The sequence below is a fragment of the Leucobacter luti genome, assembly GCF_004217175.1.
Lineage (GTDB): Bacteria > Actinomycetota > Actinomycetes > Actinomycetales > Microbacteriaceae > Leucobacter > Leucobacter luti.
This window is the reverse complement of sequence record NZ_SHKI01000003.1, coordinates 287,550-301,254: the sequence shown is the minus strand read 5'-3', so window position 1 is coordinate 301,254 and position 13,705 is coordinate 287,550. Positions and strand designations below refer to the sequence as shown.

The 13,705-nt window shown below is 61.0% G+C and carries 26 protein-coding genes; 24 read left to right on the top strand and 2 right to left on the bottom strand.

The window, feature by feature from the left end; genetic code table 11:
• Positions 1-51 precede the first annotated feature (51 nt).
• The 11 genes from EV139_RS16290 (at position 52) to EV139_RS04455 (ending at position 6,791) form a co-directional block, all read left to right on the top strand.
• The gene (locus tag EV139_RS16290) at positions 52-723 is read left to right on the top strand and encodes an HNH endonuclease signature motif containing protein (protein ID WP_130453124.1); all 672 of its coding nucleotides are present in this window, start codon (positions 52-54) and stop codon (positions 721-723) included.
• Positions 724-945: 222 nt separating this feature from the next.
• Entirely contained in the window at positions 946-1,122 is a 177-nt protein-coding gene (locus tag EV139_RS15835; protein ID WP_157992991.1) for a hypothetical protein, read from the top strand.
• Positions 1,123-1,251: 129 nt separating this feature from the next.
• Positions 1,252-1,599 carry a hypothetical protein gene (locus EV139_RS04495; protein ID WP_237464556.1) on the top strand — a complete coding sequence of 116 codons (348 nt, stop codon included), beginning with the start codon at positions 1,252-1,254 and terminating at the stop codon, positions 1,597-1,599.
• Positions 1,600-1,869: 270 nt separating this feature from the next.
• Positions 1,870-2,808 (top strand): YqaJ viral recombinase family nuclease, encoded by a 939-nt coding sequence (locus tag EV139_RS04490; RefSeq protein ID WP_130453122.1) that lies wholly within the window; start codon positions 1,870-1,872, stop codon positions 2,806-2,808.
• On the top strand, positions 2,805-3,587 hold the full coding sequence (locus EV139_RS04485) for a recombinase RecT (protein ID WP_157992990.1): 783 nt from the start codon (positions 2,805-2,807) through the stop codon (positions 3,585-3,587). The genes EV139_RS04490 and EV139_RS04485 overlap by 4 nt, the downstream gene beginning before the upstream one ends.
• Positions 3,588-3,683: 96 nt before the next feature.
• Positions 3,684-3,974 carry a hypothetical protein gene (locus EV139_RS04480; RefSeq protein WP_130453120.1) on the top strand — a complete coding sequence of 97 codons (291 nt, stop codon included), beginning with the start codon at positions 3,684-3,686 and terminating at the stop codon, positions 3,972-3,974.
• A 246-nt stretch (positions 3,975-4,220) separates the two neighbouring features.
• Positions 4,221-4,604, top strand: coding sequence for an HNH endonuclease (locus tag EV139_RS04475; protein ID WP_130453119.1), 384 nt, complete (start codon positions 4,221-4,223; stop codon positions 4,602-4,604).
• A gap of 151 nt (positions 4,605-4,755) precedes the next feature.
• A complete protein-coding gene (locus tag EV139_RS15945) occupies positions 4,756-5,412 on the top strand; it encodes a hypothetical protein (protein ID WP_198677455.1) in 657 nt (218 codons plus the stop codon).
• Positions 5,409-5,882 carry a hypothetical protein gene (locus tag EV139_RS04465; RefSeq protein WP_130453118.1) on the top strand — a complete coding sequence of 158 codons (474 nt, stop codon included), beginning with the start codon at positions 5,409-5,411 and terminating at the stop codon, positions 5,880-5,882. The genes EV139_RS15945 and EV139_RS04465 overlap by 4 nt, the downstream gene beginning before the upstream one ends.
• A 32-nt stretch (positions 5,883-5,914) precedes the next feature.
• A complete protein-coding gene (locus EV139_RS04460) occupies positions 5,915-6,223 on the top strand; it encodes a hypothetical protein (RefSeq protein ID WP_198677454.1) in 309 nt (102 codons plus the stop codon).
• A gap of 79 nt (positions 6,224-6,302) precedes the next feature.
• Positions 6,303-6,791, top strand: coding sequence for a single-stranded DNA-binding protein (locus tag EV139_RS04455; RefSeq protein ID WP_130453116.1), 489 nt, complete (start codon positions 6,303-6,305; stop codon positions 6,789-6,791).
• 108 nt (positions 6,792-6,899) lie between these two features.
• Here EV139_RS04455 and EV139_RS04450 read toward each other — a convergent pair whose 3' ends face one another.
• Complete coding sequence (locus tag EV139_RS04450; protein ID WP_130453115.1) at positions 6,900-7,466, bottom strand: hypothetical protein; 567 nt, start codon at positions 7,464-7,466, stop codon at positions 6,900-6,902.
• On the opposite strand from EV139_RS04450, the gene EV139_RS04445 reads away from it, so the two are divergent.
• The 6 genes from EV139_RS04445 (at position 7,451) to EV139_RS04420 (ending at position 10,545) form a co-directional block, all read left to right on the top strand.
• Complete coding sequence (locus EV139_RS04445; protein ID WP_198677453.1) at positions 7,451-8,134, top strand: DNA cytosine methyltransferase; 684 nt, start codon at positions 7,451-7,453, stop codon at positions 8,132-8,134. The two genes, EV139_RS04450 and EV139_RS04445, sit on opposite strands and share 16 nt — an antisense overlap.
• 31 nt (positions 8,135-8,165) lie before the next feature.
• Complete coding sequence (locus EV139_RS15940; RefSeq protein WP_198677452.1) at positions 8,166-8,810, top strand: hypothetical protein; 645 nt, start codon at positions 8,166-8,168, stop codon at positions 8,808-8,810.
• A gap of 24 nt (positions 8,811-8,834) precedes the next feature.
• Positions 8,835-9,194 (top strand): pyrophosphohydrolase domain-containing protein, encoded by a 360-nt coding sequence (locus EV139_RS04435; RefSeq protein ID WP_157992989.1) that lies wholly within the window; start codon positions 8,835-8,837, stop codon positions 9,192-9,194.
• Positions 9,191-9,409, top strand: coding sequence for a DUF3310 domain-containing protein (locus EV139_RS04430; RefSeq protein WP_130453113.1), 219 nt, complete (start codon positions 9,191-9,193; stop codon positions 9,407-9,409). The genes EV139_RS04435 and EV139_RS04430 overlap by 4 nt, the downstream gene beginning before the upstream one ends.
• The gene (locus tag EV139_RS04425; protein ID WP_130453112.1) at positions 9,406-9,765 is read left to right on the top strand and encodes a hypothetical protein; all 360 of its coding nucleotides are present in this window, start codon (positions 9,406-9,408) and stop codon (positions 9,763-9,765) included. The genes EV139_RS04430 and EV139_RS04425 overlap by 4 nt, the downstream gene beginning before the upstream one ends.
• 201 nt (positions 9,766-9,966) lie before the next feature.
• Positions 9,967-10,545: a hypothetical protein gene (locus tag EV139_RS04420; RefSeq protein ID WP_130453111.1), complete on the top strand. Its 579-nt coding sequence runs from the start codon at positions 9,967-9,969 to the stop codon at positions 10,543-10,545.
• 5 nt (positions 10,546-10,550) lie between these two features.
• Here the strand turns inward: EV139_RS04420 and EV139_RS04415 are convergent, their stop codons facing one another.
• Positions 10,551-10,844 (bottom strand): hypothetical protein, encoded by a 294-nt coding sequence (locus EV139_RS04415; RefSeq protein ID WP_130453110.1) that lies wholly within the window; start codon positions 10,842-10,844, stop codon positions 10,551-10,553.
• A gap of 106 nt (positions 10,845-10,950) precedes the next feature.
• On the opposite strand from EV139_RS04415, the gene EV139_RS04410 reads away from it, so the two are divergent.
• From EV139_RS04410 to EV139_RS16285, 7 genes are all read left to right on the top strand, one after another.
• Positions 10,951-11,361 carry a hypothetical protein gene (locus tag EV139_RS04410; protein WP_130453109.1) on the top strand — a complete coding sequence of 137 codons (411 nt, stop codon included), beginning with the start codon at positions 10,951-10,953 and terminating at the stop codon, positions 11,359-11,361.
• On the top strand, positions 11,358-11,837 hold the full coding sequence (locus tag EV139_RS04405) for a hypothetical protein (protein ID WP_130453108.1): 480 nt from the start codon (positions 11,358-11,360) through the stop codon (positions 11,835-11,837). Before EV139_RS04410 ends, EV139_RS04405 begins: the two co-directional genes overlap by 4 nt.
• Complete coding sequence (locus EV139_RS15830) at positions 11,834-11,983, top strand: hypothetical protein (RefSeq protein ID WP_157992988.1); 150 nt, start codon at positions 11,834-11,836, stop codon at positions 11,981-11,983. The genes EV139_RS04405 and EV139_RS15830 overlap by 4 nt, the downstream gene beginning before the upstream one ends.
• A complete protein-coding gene (locus tag EV139_RS04400; RefSeq protein ID WP_130453107.1) occupies positions 11,983-12,273 on the top strand; it encodes a hypothetical protein in 291 nt (96 codons plus the stop codon). The genes EV139_RS15830 and EV139_RS04400 overlap by 1 nt, the downstream gene beginning before the upstream one ends.
• A 319-nt stretch (positions 12,274-12,592) precedes the next feature.
• Positions 12,593-12,736, top strand: coding sequence for a hypothetical protein (locus EV139_RS15825; RefSeq protein WP_157992987.1), 144 nt, complete (start codon positions 12,593-12,595; stop codon positions 12,734-12,736).
• Positions 12,736-13,326 (top strand): hypothetical protein, encoded by a 591-nt coding sequence (locus EV139_RS04395; protein ID WP_130453106.1) that lies wholly within the window; start codon positions 12,736-12,738, stop codon positions 13,324-13,326. Before EV139_RS15825 ends, EV139_RS04395 begins: the two co-directional genes overlap by 1 nt.
• On the top strand, positions 13,268-13,459 hold the full coding sequence (locus EV139_RS16285; RefSeq protein WP_130453105.1) for a helix-turn-helix domain-containing protein: 192 nt from the start codon (positions 13,268-13,270) through the stop codon (positions 13,457-13,459). The genes EV139_RS04395 and EV139_RS16285 overlap by 59 nt, the downstream gene beginning before the upstream one ends.
• The last annotated feature ends 246 nt before the right edge of the window (positions 13,460-13,705 follow it).

Genomic DNA, 13,705 nt, shown 5'->3' with positions numbered 1-13,705 from the left:
AGATAAGGGCTGGCGTGATGGCGTGTACACCCGCCAAACGTAGGAGGTTGAATGCCATGTTCATATGATGGCTGCGGACGGAAGTGCGCAGCAAAGGGGTACTGCCACTCCCACTACATGCAGGCCAAGAAGGGGCAGCAGCTTCGGCCGATCAAAGAAGTGATCGCCGAGGGAGTGTGTGACTACCCAGGGTGTGGCCGGCCCCATGCTGCCCGTGGTAGTTGTGACGGCCACTATCAGCAGATCAGAGCAGGAATGCAACGCTCGACTTTGCGAGCTGATGCCACAGATGCTGCGCGGTTTGTCCGTCAGATTGTGATTTCTGCGGGTGGGTGCTGGCTATGGGATGGACACCTGCGGAAAGGGTATGGCGCTTTTCGAGTCTCTGGTAAGGCTATGCCGGCTCATCGGTTCGCCTTCGCTGCCCGCAATGGCCGGATCCCAGAAGGCTTACTGATTGATCACATTTGCCGCACCCGATCTTGTGTGCGTCCTTCTCATCTGCGCCTCGCAACGACGAAACAGAACGCAGAGAACCGAGGCGCTGTTCGAGGTTCTGCGACCGGTGTCCGCGGGGTGACAGTCGAGAACGGGAAGTACCGGGTGCATGCCATGCACAACGGCGCCGGTCACTACGGTGGCCACTTTTCAGATTTGGCAGAAGCGGATCGTGCTGCTCGCGCCTTGCGAGCTTCGCTGTTCACGCATGCCCTGCCGGGGTAGTGCTGGTTCACTGCCCGCACAGCTTTTTGGAGGTGCTCGTGGATGAGTCGTATTTCCGTGTGACGTTTGGGTTTTGTGTGTATACGGCGGCTCAGGGGTTGGTCATTTTGGCTGGCTTGTTGGGGGTTGTGTGATGCGTTGGCTTGGGCGTGGGTGGTGGTTTTTTTGGGCTGCGTTGGTGTTTTGCGTGGCCGCGATCGTTTTTATGGGAGGGAGTGAATTGTGGATGAAGTGAAGAAGCCTGCGGTGTCGTGGGTGGTGGTTGGTAAATACGACAGCGAGTTGGAACAGAAGCAACAGCTCGAGTTGGCGGCGGCGATGGTCGGCGGCGAGCTTGGGCAGGCCGTGTTATCGGCGCTCGCGACTGTCCGGGATGACGTTCTTGGGCGGGCGATGTGACCGCGGCCGGCCTGTTCAACGGCCTGTCGATCCTGATCTACATCGGCATGTTCGCGTGCGTGTACTTCATGTACCGGTGGGAGGAGCGGCGTGGGAAGAAGTAGAGCGACCGCGAAGCAGGCTGGTTCGTTGTTCGAGTCTCATGTGGCCTGGTTTCTTGCTGACGCTTTGGGCGATGACCGGATTGAGCGGCGCGCGAAGAACGGCAGTAAGGACCGTGGCGACATTGGCAGCGTGCGAACCCTCACTGGTGGCCGTGTGGTCATCGAGTGCAAAGACGTTCGCGCGATGAACCTATCTGGCTGGGTGAACGAAGCCGAAACGGAGCGAGGCAACGATGACGCTGTGTTCGGTGTCGTGGCCCACAAACGCCGCGGGTTCGGGGCGAAGAACATGGGCGGCACGTACGTGACGATGACGCTCACTGATTTCGCGGTGCTCTTGGGCGCCGCACGAGGCGAAGGAGATGCGGGATGACGCGCGAAGTTCCTCCCATCGGGAGCGCAGTAAAGGGGGCTGGCATCTACGGGGTGCCGGCCCCTACTCATGTCACCGAGTGCCGCCATTCTCATAACCCGTTCGGGCACAACAAGGAATGCGCGTGCGGGTGGTGGGGTCGCTACCTGGCTTCGCAGATCGTCCCGTACGTGGAGGACGAGGACGACTTCCCGGAGTCACCGTATGGGGATCCGTGGGCTGAGGCGGACTACTTGCACGACATGCAGAAGGAACGGGAGGTGTTCGGTGATGTTTGATGTTGTCGATGTGGTGCCGGACTCGGATGCGTGGCTAGATGAACGCCGAGCTTCGGTGGGCGCGTCAGAGGTTGCGGCAGTGATGGGGCTCAGCCCGTACAGCACGGCGCTGGACATCTACAAGAGCAAGAGCGGGATCGATCGGGAGTTCGACCCGCTCTTGTCGTTCGTGGGGCACGCGTCGGAGCCGATCATTGCGGAGTGGGTGGAGAAGTTCAGCGGTGTGCAGGTGACTCTCGAGCCCGCGTTCATGGCTCGTTCGATCGAGTACCCGTTCCTGCATGCGTCGTTCGACCGGCTGAGTTCGGATCCGTTCACGACGTGGCAGTTCAAGACGGCCCACTTCTACACGGGTCACAAATGGGATGAAGGTATCCCGACTGATGTGCGGGTGCAGGTGCAGGCCGAAATGCTCGTGGCTGGCACGCAGAGGGCCGCGGTGGTGGTGTGGATCGGTGGGCGTGAGTTCAAGCTGTTCTGGGAGCAGCGGGACAACGTGTTCATCGAGGATCACATGATCCCGGCGCTCACGAAGTTTTGGGTCGACCTGCAGGCCGGAATAGCGCCGCAGGCTTCGACGGTCGCGGAGATCTCGGAGGCTTGGCACGACTCGGGCGACGAGATGGAAGCCCCCGAAGAGCTGCAGCAGCGGATCGAGCAGCGCGCGTTCTTGCTCGCCACCGCGAAAGAGGCGGAAGAGGACGCGAAGAAGATCCAGGTGGAGCTGGGCCAGTTCATGCTTGACCACAACGTGGAGGTGTTCACGGTTGGTGGGAAGAAGCTGCTCACGTACAAGCGGCAGGCCGGGCGGGCATCGTTCGACCAGAAGCGTCTGCGAGAAGAGCGCCCGGATGTCGCTGCCGAGTACACGACACAGGGTGCCCCGTTCATGGTCATGCGCACCATCAAACCGAAGGAGACGAAGAAGTGAGCGACCTCAGTCAGGCTGCTGTTGCGGTGAAGAAGAGTAAGACCGTTGAGGATTATCTGACGGAGTATGAGCCGCAGTTTCAACGGGCACTTGGTAAGTCGATGGACGCGGCGAAGTTCTCGCAGGATGCGTTGACCGCGATCAAGCAGACGCCTCAGCTGGGGCAGGCAGACTTGCAGACCCTGTTTGGCTCCTTGTTCCTCGCGGCCCAACTCAAGCTCCCTGTCGGTGGGCCGCTCGCACAGTTCCACCTGACCCCGAGGAAGCGTGGCGACAAGCTCGAGGTGCTGCCGATCATCGGGTTCGGCGGATACGTGCAGCTCATCATGAACACGGGCCTGTACTCGAAGGTGGGGGCGTTCCTGATCTACGAGAAGGACTATTTCGATGAGGGCGCCAACTCAGAGCGTGGCGAGTTCTACGACTTCAAGAAGTCGCGCGGTGACCGAGGGCCGGTGGTCGGCGTGATCGCATACGTGAAACTGAAGGGCTTTGACGAGTCTCAGTACGTGTTCCTGGATGCCGACACGATCCGTAGCCGGCATCGTCCCCGCTATTGGGAGAAGACCCCGTGGGGGAGCGACGAGGGCGAGATGTTCAAGAAGACGGGGGTGCGGGTCTTGCAGAAGCTACTCCCGAAATCCGTCGAGGCTGCGCCGCTTGCCCTCGCGGCCGACGCTGACCAGGCGACTGTGCGCAAGGTTGACGGCATTGAGGACCTCACCATCCAGCACGACGTGGTTGACGCGGAGGTGGTGCCAGATGGGGTCCCTGTTTGATCCGCTGCCGTCGTGCAGTAACTGTCATGGCTCGGGCGTTGTCCCGGGCCTTTCTCATCGGTGCGCATGCACCACACAACCAGTAATGGAGGCACCATGAGTGACCGTATCGACCACGCAGCAGAAGCACGCAACTGCATCAGCTACGCACGCACGACCGAATCTTCTGCTGAGGCTCATCTCAGCCAGGCGGAAGCGCAGGTACATGCCACGCTTGCCCTGGTGGAGCAGCAGCGCATCGCCAACCTGATCGCGCTCGCGCAGCCCGTGCAACTCCCGGGTGGTGGGGAAGCCAGATACGACATCTACGAAGTTGAGTACGGCAACGTTGGCGACGTCATGAGCTGCGCACTCCGTCCTGAGGTCCGTGAGGCGTTGGGGCTATGAGCGTGCAGGCCAGTGCTGACTGGTGTGCCCAAGCTGGCGGGGTCGCGATCTGCGGCACCAGCATGAAGGAACACAGCAGGGAATCGCAGGGCGATAAGTGGTGCTTCGTGTGCCGCAAACGTCACGAGTTCTGGTGGGTGGTCACGGTGCCAGACGGGCTCTCCTACTACGGGCCAGAAGCAGGCATGGAGGGCGTGGCCAAGTGGTGCTCTGACCTTTTCCCTGGTTGGGTGCGGGGACCAATAGATGAGTAAGGGCATCAAGCCGAGGACCAAGGCCGCTGTCATTCTCCGTGATGGCGGCCTTTGTGTTCTCGCGTTCGATCAGATCTGCCAGAAGGTAGCGACGGATGCGGACCATCGTGCGAATCGTGGGCATGGTGGTGCGAAGTCGGGGGTGCTGGATCAGCCGTCGAACCTGATCGCTGCGTGCCGTGTCTGCAACGGCTTCAAAGAGTCTGGTGCTGATCGTGCCGAGCTTGAAGCGCGGGGTGTTCGGGTGCGTGGTGATTCCACTCATCAGAAGACCGCTGAGCGCGCTCTGTCAACGCCTGTTCGGTATCCGGGTGGGCGTTGGTTTTATCTGAACGATGACGGGACACGGGTGGAGATCGACCCGCACCCGTACTAGAAGGAAGGAGGTGGAGGGTGCGGATTCGGAGTATCAAGCCGGAGTTTTGGCGGTCGCAGGATGTCTCACGGTTGGCTATTGAGGACCGGTTGTTGTTCATCGGGTTGTGGTCTATGTGGACGACAACGGGGTGGGTGAGGATCGGGTTCCGATGATCGCGGCTGATCTGTTTGCGGATGACATTGAGCGAGACCCTAGCGAGACATTCGCGAGAGTGTCGCGAGGCCTCGCGAGGCTGTCCGAAGGTGGTCAGATCGTTCGATACACCGTCGCGGATCGCGATTATTTCGAGGTTTGCCGGTGGAAGGACCATCAGCGCATTGATAAGCCGGGGAAGGAGCGACTTCCGCGTCATGATGCGGAACTAGCGGCAGTCCGGAGTGTCTCGCGAGAGTCTCCGGAGATCCTCGCGCCTGGAACAGGGAACAGGGAGCAGGGAACAGGGGATCAGGGAGCAGAGGAACAGGGACTTCTTTTGTCCGACCCGAACGGGTCGAACGCGGAAGGTGAACTGCTCTCTCCGGACTGGAACCCGGGCCAGAGACACTTCGATTATGCGAAGTCGTTGGGCCTGGACCCGGAGTACCAGCTAGCGCGGTTCAGGAAGCATGCGGCCGAGAAGCAGCGACGAATGAAGAACTGGAACACCGCTTTCACGAACTGGCTGAAGAAGGGCGCCGAGATGGCGCAGCAACGTCAGGCATCGGGGCAGAAGGGGTTCCAGCCTGCCCAGCGGATGAGCGCTGTCGAGAAGGCTCGCGCTCTCGCAGCCGACATGAGCTTCGGTGGGAAGGAGATCGAATCATGAACCGTCCAGCGATGACCGCGGCCCAGATCGGGGAAGTGGTGGCACTCGCTGCTGCCGGTGACCAGTACATGACGGCTGAGCGGATGACGAGCGAGCGGGTGCAGTTGTGGATGTACGCGATCCTCACCGAAGCTCCGGAGATGACGTTCGATCAGGCTCAATGCTCGATCGGGCATTACTACGCGCGGGTGGGGAGATCGATGCAGATCGGTGATCTGATCTCGACGTGGGAGCAGTTGGCGGGGAAGGCGCAGGCTCCGGTGGAGTTGGCGCGTGATGTGCGGATGGCTCGCCGGTTTGGTCTGGTGCCGCGTGATTGGCATGAGTCGAAGCAGCTGCCTTCTGAGGTGGTTGCGCGTCTTGACGCTTGGCGGGCAGATCAGTCGGCAGAGCGTGAGCAGCTGAATCGGGAGATCGCTGCGGCCGAGGACGGTAAGCGGCTGCGGCTCGACGTTGGGAGGCGAGTGTGATTGGTGATCGTGAGGTGATGTTGGCGCGTCCGATGATCGTGCAGTTCGTGAACGCTGTCGAGGTGGGCGACCCGGAAGCGATCACGTCTGTGTATGCGCAGGTTGCGTCCCGGTTCGGCGTCGACGGTCCCCAAGCGGTCGCGGTGCTGTGCGCGGACCTCCTGCGGGAAGAACGGGCGAAGACGGACCGGATGCGCGGGTTCCTTGCCGCGGCCAACCATGAGGCAGCGGTGAACGGGCAGGCGTACTTGACCGAGAAGCGTCGGGTTGCGGAGCTCCGCGACATCCTCAACGAGCGGGCCGCAGCGTCGACCGCGAAACGAGAGAGGAAGTCCGCATGACTGGGGAAACCCGGCCACCATTCCGGCCGGACCACATACACGAGCTGGTCGAACGGCTCAACAACGAGGAGGAAAACGAATGAGTGAATTGAACGTCGACGTCGAAGGGTTCATCGCGACAGACCCCGTGCAGGGCACCACGCAGGCGGGAAAGCCGTACCTGCAGGTGTCGGTCGCGCACAACGAACGCCGAAAGAACCAGCAGTCCGGGCAGTGGGAGAACGCGAAGGACCAGGCCGGCAACGACATCGTGTCCTGGATCCGGGCCACGTTCTGGGAAGACGAAGCCACCGCGTTCGCTTCACAGCTGTCGAAGGGCACGCTCGTGACGCTGCGTGGACGAGGGCGAGTGGTGGCGTACATCGACAAGGGCGGTGAGGCTCGCGGGCAGCTTGAGGTGCTCTGGCCGAAGTGCGCGGTCGTGCTCCGTAAGCCCGCGCAGGGCCACCAGGTCGGCTTTGGGGGCGGTTCACCCCAGGGGCAGAGTGAATGGGCGCAACCACCCGTGAACACGCCACAGACGGGCGCACAGGGGTTCGGCGGATTCGACGACGAACAGCCTTTCTAGGCACACATCTCTACGCAGGACCGACCACAAACCCGGTTCCTGCCCAACTCTCTAAGCCCCGCACACACGGGGCTTTCGCATATCCGGGGCCGGCCTAGCGCTGGCCCCTCACGATTTTATGCCGCACAGAGCTTTGGCTGAGATCTCTCGGCGGGCCCAACTTGAGATACCTTCCTTGGACGCCAGCATCTGGGACATGAATGCGTTCCGCCTCATTGGGATGGAGTCGTCATCGAAGCGATCATTGGAATCTATCCGGCTGATCGTTACTTCGAACCAATCAAGTAACAGCGCTTCGTCGGTATTCGCTGTATACAGGCTGATCTTTGCATTCGCTCTAGATACGAGATTGGACCGTTCCCGTTCAAGGGCCGATTGGGCGTCTACATAAGTCGGTGGGGTGCCTGTTCTGACTGCTTCGATTGAAGCAAATGCTTCCAGTACGGCTAGAGCGACGCTATCTCGTTCTGCCTGGCTTCTAAGCGCGAGTTCCGCGTCCCTGTGTGTTTGGTCCCTTCGAATCGCATCTTCTGCGATGACTGTTGCACGATGACCGTTCAGCCAGGCCAGAAGGCCAAGCAGAGCCGTAGCCAGTATCGAAACGCCCGTAACTAAAACTAGTTGCTCGTCAGGCGTAGAAGCCGCCAGGAGCGGCGTCATTGCAGCACTTTTCATGTCTCGCACTCTATCCAAGTTTGGAGGTCGCCTTGGTGGCGCTGAAAGTAGGCTCTCTGTTCTCTGGTTACGGCGGGCTGAGTCTCGCCGTTGAGCGGATCTTTGATGCTGAGATCGCGTGGCATTGCGAGTTCGAGGACGCACCCTCCAAAGTGCTCGAGCATCACTGGCCAGGTGTCCCGAACCTTGGCGACATCACGAAAGTGGACTGGTCGACCGTCCCACCGGTGGACATCATCGACGGCGGCTCACCCTGCCAAGACCTCAGCGCTGCTGGGCGGCGTGCAGGCATGACCGACGGCACCCGCTCCAATTTGTGGGTCAACATGCGCGAAGCGATCGCGCAACTCAAACCGAAATACGTGGTGTGGGAAAACGTGAGAGGCGCATACTCAGCCACAGCGACCAGCGAGGAGGACATTCATGCGGCGCATTGCTACCTGGAACAGTGCGAGGGATGTGTGGGAGACGGACCAAGTGGACGTAATCTCACAGCGCTCGGACGTGTACTCGGGGACCTTCACGATCTCGGGTTCGATGCGGAATGGTGTGGCATACGAGCATCAGATGTCGGCGCCCCTCACGGACGATTCAGGGTCTTTGTTCTCGCAACTCGGCGGGAAACTGCTGCCGTCACCGGTGGCTCAGCCGTCGGGGAACTCGCCTGATGATCACCTGCGCAAGAAGCCAGGACGTGAGGTGGTCACTGATCTCGCGATCATCGTAGAGAACGGGCTACTCGAGACAGGCGGGAAGCTGCTGCCCACGCCGCTCTCTAATGAGGCAAACGGTGCCGGCGCTCACGGCGATGGGGGAGATGATCTCCGAACCGCAGTATCGCTTCTGCCGACGCCGAAGGCTGGTGACGCTGACTTCGGGATGCCCCGAACGTCTGGGCGCCCGCCGGAGAAGTCCACTCACTTGATGACACGGCTCGCGCATACGTCACCGAACGCGATGCTCCCAACGCCCCGTGCGACTCGTGGCGGCTCAGCTACAGAGATCGCTTACGGCTTTGGCGGGGAACGCAGCGACGACTACCGCGAACAGGGCAGCATCGAACTCCCGGAGAACGCGGAATGGGGGCCATACGCGGCCGCTATAGAACGCTGGGAGGCCGTGCTCGGCAGGCCTGCACCCGATCCGACTGAGCTTGGTCCGAAGGGTGGCCGGCGGCTCTCGGCGGCGTTCGTGGAATGGCTCATGGGCCTCCCTGAAGGGTGGGTGACCGATCCCGTGTTGGGGCTGTCTCGCACTCAGCAGCTCAAGATGCTCGGAAACGGTGTCGTGACACAGCAAGCAGTCGCGGCGCTCGCCACGACTGTAACCCAACGAAAGGAATGATCCATGCGTTCTAAGAATGCTCATATGGTGGCGCAGTTCCGTCACCACTTCGGCCTGCACGTGGCCGCATACCCGAACCTCGCCCCCGACGCGGCACTCAGACTGCACCACAAACTCATCAGCGAGGAAGTGGCGGAGTTGCTGGACGCGATCAGGGAACGAGACCCGGCAGAAGTGTTGGATGCGCTCGGCGACATCCTGTACCTGGTGTACGGGGCGGCGTTGGAGTGTGGGTACGACCTCGACGCGGCCGTGAACGCGATCCATGAGGCGAACATGGCGAAGCTCGTGGATGGTGTGGTGCATCGTCGCCCGGACGGGAAGGTGTTGAAGCCTGCCGGGTGGACGGCACCGGACCTGAACGCATTGGTGGGTGTGCGATGAGTGACCAGATCAACCCGGACCATTACCGACAGTTCCCGGTCGAAGTGATCGACCTGACCGAGCACCTCTCGTTCAACCGTGGCAACGCGGTGAAGTACCTCGCACGCGCCGGATCGAAACCTGGCGCGGACGAACTGACCGACCTACAGAAAGCGGCCTGGTACGTCGAACGCGAGATCCGACGAGTGAGCCTACAGAAGGAGACGAAACGATGACGAACAACAGCCTGAGCGCCACTGAGCGGGAAGCCGACCAGCAAGCAGCACAAGCACGAGCCGAACTCGAGTACCCCGCCGGGGAGTACACCACCACTGGGGTGCTCCTCGCGCTGCGAGAGGCTTACGTTCGTGGGCACTTGGCCGCACACCCCCAGGAAGCGGCACCCGAACCCGAATGGGAGTACGGCACCGGGCATACTGCCGACCCCGGCGTTGGTGCTACTGAGTCGAGCAAGCGGGCTGCGGAGATTCGCGCTGCGGCGTGGAACAAGTCAACTCGGACGAACACTGGAATTGTCGTGCGCCGCCGCAAGGCTGGCCAGTGGCTCCCGGTACAGGGAGAGAACGCATGAACGCATTCAGGGGCCAGCGACAACGCGACAACGCCCGGAGAGGAACCCGGGCTATGTGGCAGACGGCGATAGCGACCATGGCGAAGCAACAACCCGCCCCAAAAAGTATTCCCAAACGCTCAGACGGGTGCCAGAACGCTAGCGACGGCCCCTGGTTCAAAGTCGGCGGCGAATGGGAGGACCACTAAGAAGGAGAGAGCTGTGGCGAATGTGAATGGTGCGATAAATACGATGATTAATCCAACACCCGAACGTATCGAAGCCGCGGCTGAGGCGATCTACAACCATGAGCGTCTGATCGCCCCGTCCGGTCTTCACTGGCCGACATGGTCGGAACTGCGCGGCGGCACGGTCGCTGAAGCTCGAAAGAAATGGGCGCTCGCTGCCCTCGTGGCCGCTGCTGGTGCCACCCCACAGGAGCCCGGCGGGATTAACCTCTTCCGGGATTTGGGCTATGACGAGTCGGACCCTGCGGTGATCGCTGCACGTGCGGGAGTTGCCGCCGAACATCAGGAAGCTGGGGAGCCGCACGACTGCACCGGGGTCGCGATGATTGGCGAGCTGGAAAGCCTGAAGCAGCTTCTCGACGCGCAGCGTCAGCGCGGAGACTTCTGGGAACGGCGATACAAGGAAACGGCGCAGGTAGACGAAGCGAAGCTCGCCGAAGTGCTGGTGCGCGGCCTCACGTACTCCACTGGGCTTGATGCTGAAACGAACAACGCTATTGCAGCGGTGCAGGCGAACGATGCTGCCGAGTGGCTGCGGGGTGGTGGGCAATGAGTGAGTTACCCGATCGCTCCCACGAAAACGAGGGCAAAGACGATGATCGATGCGCCTGTGAGGAACCCCAACGCCCCCAAAACCAGGCCGGTGATGGAAACGCCAACAAACTGATGCCGTCTCAGAGCGACAATGCCGAGAATGACACCTGCAAGACCGGCGGCAATGCTCGCATACAAAGTGAACGCGCCTGCCGAAGTGACGAAGTAGATCACGATGAGCGCGATGCTCAAGATCCCGGCGATGAGAGCCGTGCGTGCGGGACCGGTCGGTAAAGGCGTGGGCTTCTCAGTGGTCATGTGTTCCTCATCGGTCGGTGCTGCTGATTTGTAAACCCTATTTGGATCGGAAGAGAAAAGCTATGAACTGTGATGAGGAGACTGCCGCTGGTAAAGGTGGTGGGCGATGAGCGAGCACACGCCGTACTGGAAGGGCGTAATCCGTGGGTACAGCACCAACGGGCGCGACCCGTGGCAAGTCTCGGTCGAGATGCCGGAAGGGCCAGGAATCTACGACGGCACAGGCCCGACTGTGGAATTCGAGCGCGGTCAGGTCGTGCATGTACTCACTGATACGGGGCTTGCCGAGGTGGAGCGTGCAGCCGCAGAGAAAGCACTGAACCAAGCCGCAGAAAATCTGCGAGTGAACTTCAGCCGCGGGGCCGCAATCGCGATGCACCACGAATGCCACAAGAAGCAATGCCGGTGCGGCAACCCGGGCAACGATGAAATTGTGCGCGAGGTATTCGAAGCGGCGCGAGAAGCAATTCGAAACCAAGCGCTCACGTACCGACGAAACGAAGGAGGGGCACGATGATTGACCTGGACAAGCTGCAAGCCGCAGCGGAAGCCGCAATCAAGGACCCGGATGGGCGACCGTGGCAGAGGTTCTGGGACGAACTCACTGAGGGTGACGTACTGGAACTGATCGAGCGTGTGAGAAGGGCGCACGAAGAGGCGGATCGTCTTGGGGGTATCGAATCCCGCTTCATGGGAGCCGCCGAGGAGCGAGACGTGTTCAAGATAGAACGTGACGAAGCTCTTGCCCGTATAGCGCGAGTAGAAGCGCTGCACCGGCGGTACGGGCTCTTCGAGCTCGAAGACTCATGCCCGGACATCAGTTACGAGCACCGCGAAGAACACCACCACGAATGTGCTGACGAGGTTGGTGAGTTCTACTGCGACCAGATGCCGGTAGGCGCAGTGTGTGACGAATGCCGCACTAAAGACGGCGAGCGAGTCGATTGGCCGTGCCCGACCGTGCGCGCCCTGACAGAAGGAGAGAACGAATGAGTGCGAACACCAAGTACGAGAACTTTGTCGGGCAAGAGCTCGCCAACTATGCCGACGGCGAAGGAGACATGGCACACGACGTGCTGGCCCGGATTCAGGAGCGATGGCTTCGCATGTTTGGCGAGCTGCCCGAAAGCGAATGGTAGTGACCGCCCCTGATGTGCGTACCGCCGCACAAGCAGAAGCGGAAGCAACAGCCAATTTCGGGCAGCCAGACTTCTCAGCCCCGAATGACCGCACGATCAAGTGGGCAACCTACGTGCAAGCTTTTGGTGCGGGCGCTGTGTGGGGTGCTGCACTGGTCACACCCACACGGGAACAGATCGCGGAAGCGGTTGCGGAAGCTCAGAACGTGCCATTTGTTGGGCGGAAGCAGGAACGCATCGCCGACGCTGTACTGGCGCTGCTAGCAGGGGGCGACGGTGGCGCTGATTAGCGCCAGCACGCCAGCCGCGACCTGAACCGCGCCTCCCACCGCGACCAGAAGCGTCGGACGGCGCGAATCTGCAATATAGCGGGGGAGAACCTGCGACTCCTGGGTACCGGGGTATGCCATCCCGTCGTCCTTGTAGCGCTCGTTGTCAGGGTCAAGTCCAAACCACAGCCAAACAGCACCCCAAAGGGATAGCGCAAGACCCAAAAGAGCCGCTACCAACGAGATTGTTTGCATACCGCTCAACCTATCCAGGTGGGCGGCTTTTATCTATACGCCCCGGCCACGGTCGGGGCTTTCTTATACCCACAAGGAGCGGGACGTGGACGTTGAAGTTGGAGACGTTCGAGTGCACGGCACCGGGGAACTCGTAACCCTGAGCCTGCACGGCGAGCAAGTCACCATGAGCCAAGGGGAGGCCGCAGTGCTGGGCCTCGCCCTCACCGAAGCCTCGAAGGAGGACTGATGCAGGACACTGAGCGCGCGCACCTCGCCACCGAGGGCGTCGGCTACCTCGAAATGCGCGACTACGACAAAGCCCGGTGGGCGTACGAACAATCACACCCCGCATCACCATTCATGCAGTGGCTCCGAACCGCCGGCAACGTAACCTTCGCCGTGGAGGACATCCGGGTGGACTCCGGCACCTCACCCGGCATCCCGATCCCGGCAACGAAACTCGCCCACGACGAGATCACACGCATCTCAGCCGAGCTCAACAAATGGCCCGGCGTCGATGAAGCCGCACACGACAAGTTCGGCGCGTCACTGCTCCTCGACCTCGGACGCGAGGTTGGGACCGCGATGGCCCGGTGGCCGATGGAAGACAAGCCCCGCCGCATACGCGAACTCATGTGCGGAGAATGCGAACAGTTCACCCTCACCGTGCGCCCGCCACGCTTCGAGGGTGACCACTCCATCGTGACCTGCACCTGCGGCTACCGGATGACGATGGAAGAGTTCGAACAGCTCGTGGACATGTTCAAAAAGGAGGACGATGACCGCAAACGCAAGACCCTGGCTGACGCTCGCCGAAGCCGCCGAAAGAGCGCATAGAGACCCACGAACGATCCGACGCTGGGCAGCCACCGGACGTATCCGAGCATGGGAACCCGTAGGCGTCAGATTGTTCAACCGAGACGACATCGACCAAGCAAAACGAGAGACTCGCGGGCAAGGTAGACGCTAAGTGTCCGATGTGTCATAATGAATATAGATGGTGGAGTTTTATGCTCCGCTACCGGCTCCGAATCTCACGATCGGGGCCTTTCGTGTTTCTAGGGGGCGCACGTCATCGCTGTGCGCCCCCGGGCACTTCTTGTCTCTGCGGAAATATCACTAGAACACTTGATTGCCGTAGTGCTTATATGTTTCGCGGTTACCCAGTGGGCTCACCCATGTCACGGACCACTGGAGATATGGGTCTTCAAACAAC

Bases quoted from the DNA above. Each gene is read 5' to 3' on its own strand.
- EV139_RS04490 (WP_130453122.1), top strand. From the start codon at position 1,870: ATGTTTGATGTTGTCGATGTGGTGCCGGACTCGGATGCGTGGCTAGAT.
- EV139_RS04460 (WP_198677454.1), top strand. From the start codon at position 5,915: ATGATCGTGCAGTTCGTGAACGCTGTCGAGGTGGGCGACCCGGAAGCG.
- EV139_RS04475 (WP_130453119.1), top strand. From the start codon at position 4,221: ATGAGTAAGGGCATCAAGCCGAGGACCAAGGCCGCTGTCATTCTCCGT.
- EV139_RS04410 (WP_130453109.1), top strand. From the start codon at position 10,951: ATGAGCGAGCACACGCCGTACTGGAAGGGCGTAATCCGTGGGTACAGC.
- EV139_RS04395 (WP_130453106.1), top strand. From the start codon at position 12,736: ATGCAGGACACTGAGCGCGCGCACCTCGCCACCGAGGGCGTCGGCTAC.
- EV139_RS04480 (WP_130453120.1), top strand. From the start codon at position 3,684: ATGAGTGACCGTATCGACCACGCAGCAGAAGCACGCAACTGCATCAGC.
- EV139_RS15830 (WP_157992988.1), top strand. From the start codon at position 11,834: ATGAGTGCGAACACCAAGTACGAGAACTTTGTCGGGCAAGAGCTCGCC.
- EV139_RS15945 (WP_198677455.1), top strand. From the start codon at position 4,756: ATGATCGCGGCTGATCTGTTTGCGGATGACATTGAGCGAGACCCTAGC.
- EV139_RS04465 (WP_130453118.1), top strand. From the start codon at position 5,409: ATGAACCGTCCAGCGATGACCGCGGCCCAGATCGGGGAAGTGGTGGCA.
- EV139_RS16285 (WP_130453105.1), top strand. From the start codon at position 13,268: ATGACCGCAAACGCAAGACCCTGGCTGACGCTCGCCGAAGCCGCCGAA.
- EV139_RS04405 (WP_130453108.1), top strand. From the start codon at position 11,358: ATGATTGACCTGGACAAGCTGCAAGCCGCAGCGGAAGCCGCAATCAAG.
- EV139_RS04425 (WP_130453112.1), top strand. From the start codon at position 9,406: ATGACGAACAACAGCCTGAGCGCCACTGAGCGGGAAGCCGACCAGCAA.
- EV139_RS04455 (WP_130453116.1), top strand. From the start codon at position 6,303: ATGAGTGAATTGAACGTCGACGTCGAAGGGTTCATCGCGACAGACCCC.
- EV139_RS04430 (WP_130453113.1), top strand. From the start codon at position 9,191: ATGAGTGACCAGATCAACCCGGACCATTACCGACAGTTCCCGGTCGAA.
- EV139_RS04450 (WP_130453115.1), bottom strand. From the start codon at position 7,466: ATGAAAAGTGCTGCAATGACGCCGCTCCTGGCGGCTTCTACGCCTGAC.
- EV139_RS16290 (WP_130453124.1), top strand. From the start codon at position 52: ATGCCATGTTCATATGATGGCTGCGGACGGAAGTGCGCAGCAAAGGGG.
- EV139_RS04435 (WP_157992989.1), top strand. From the start codon at position 8,835: ATGGTGGCGCAGTTCCGTCACCACTTCGGCCTGCACGTGGCCGCATAC.
- EV139_RS04415 (WP_130453110.1), bottom strand. From the start codon at position 10,844: ATGACCACTGAGAAGCCCACGCCTTTACCGACCGGTCCCGCACGCACG.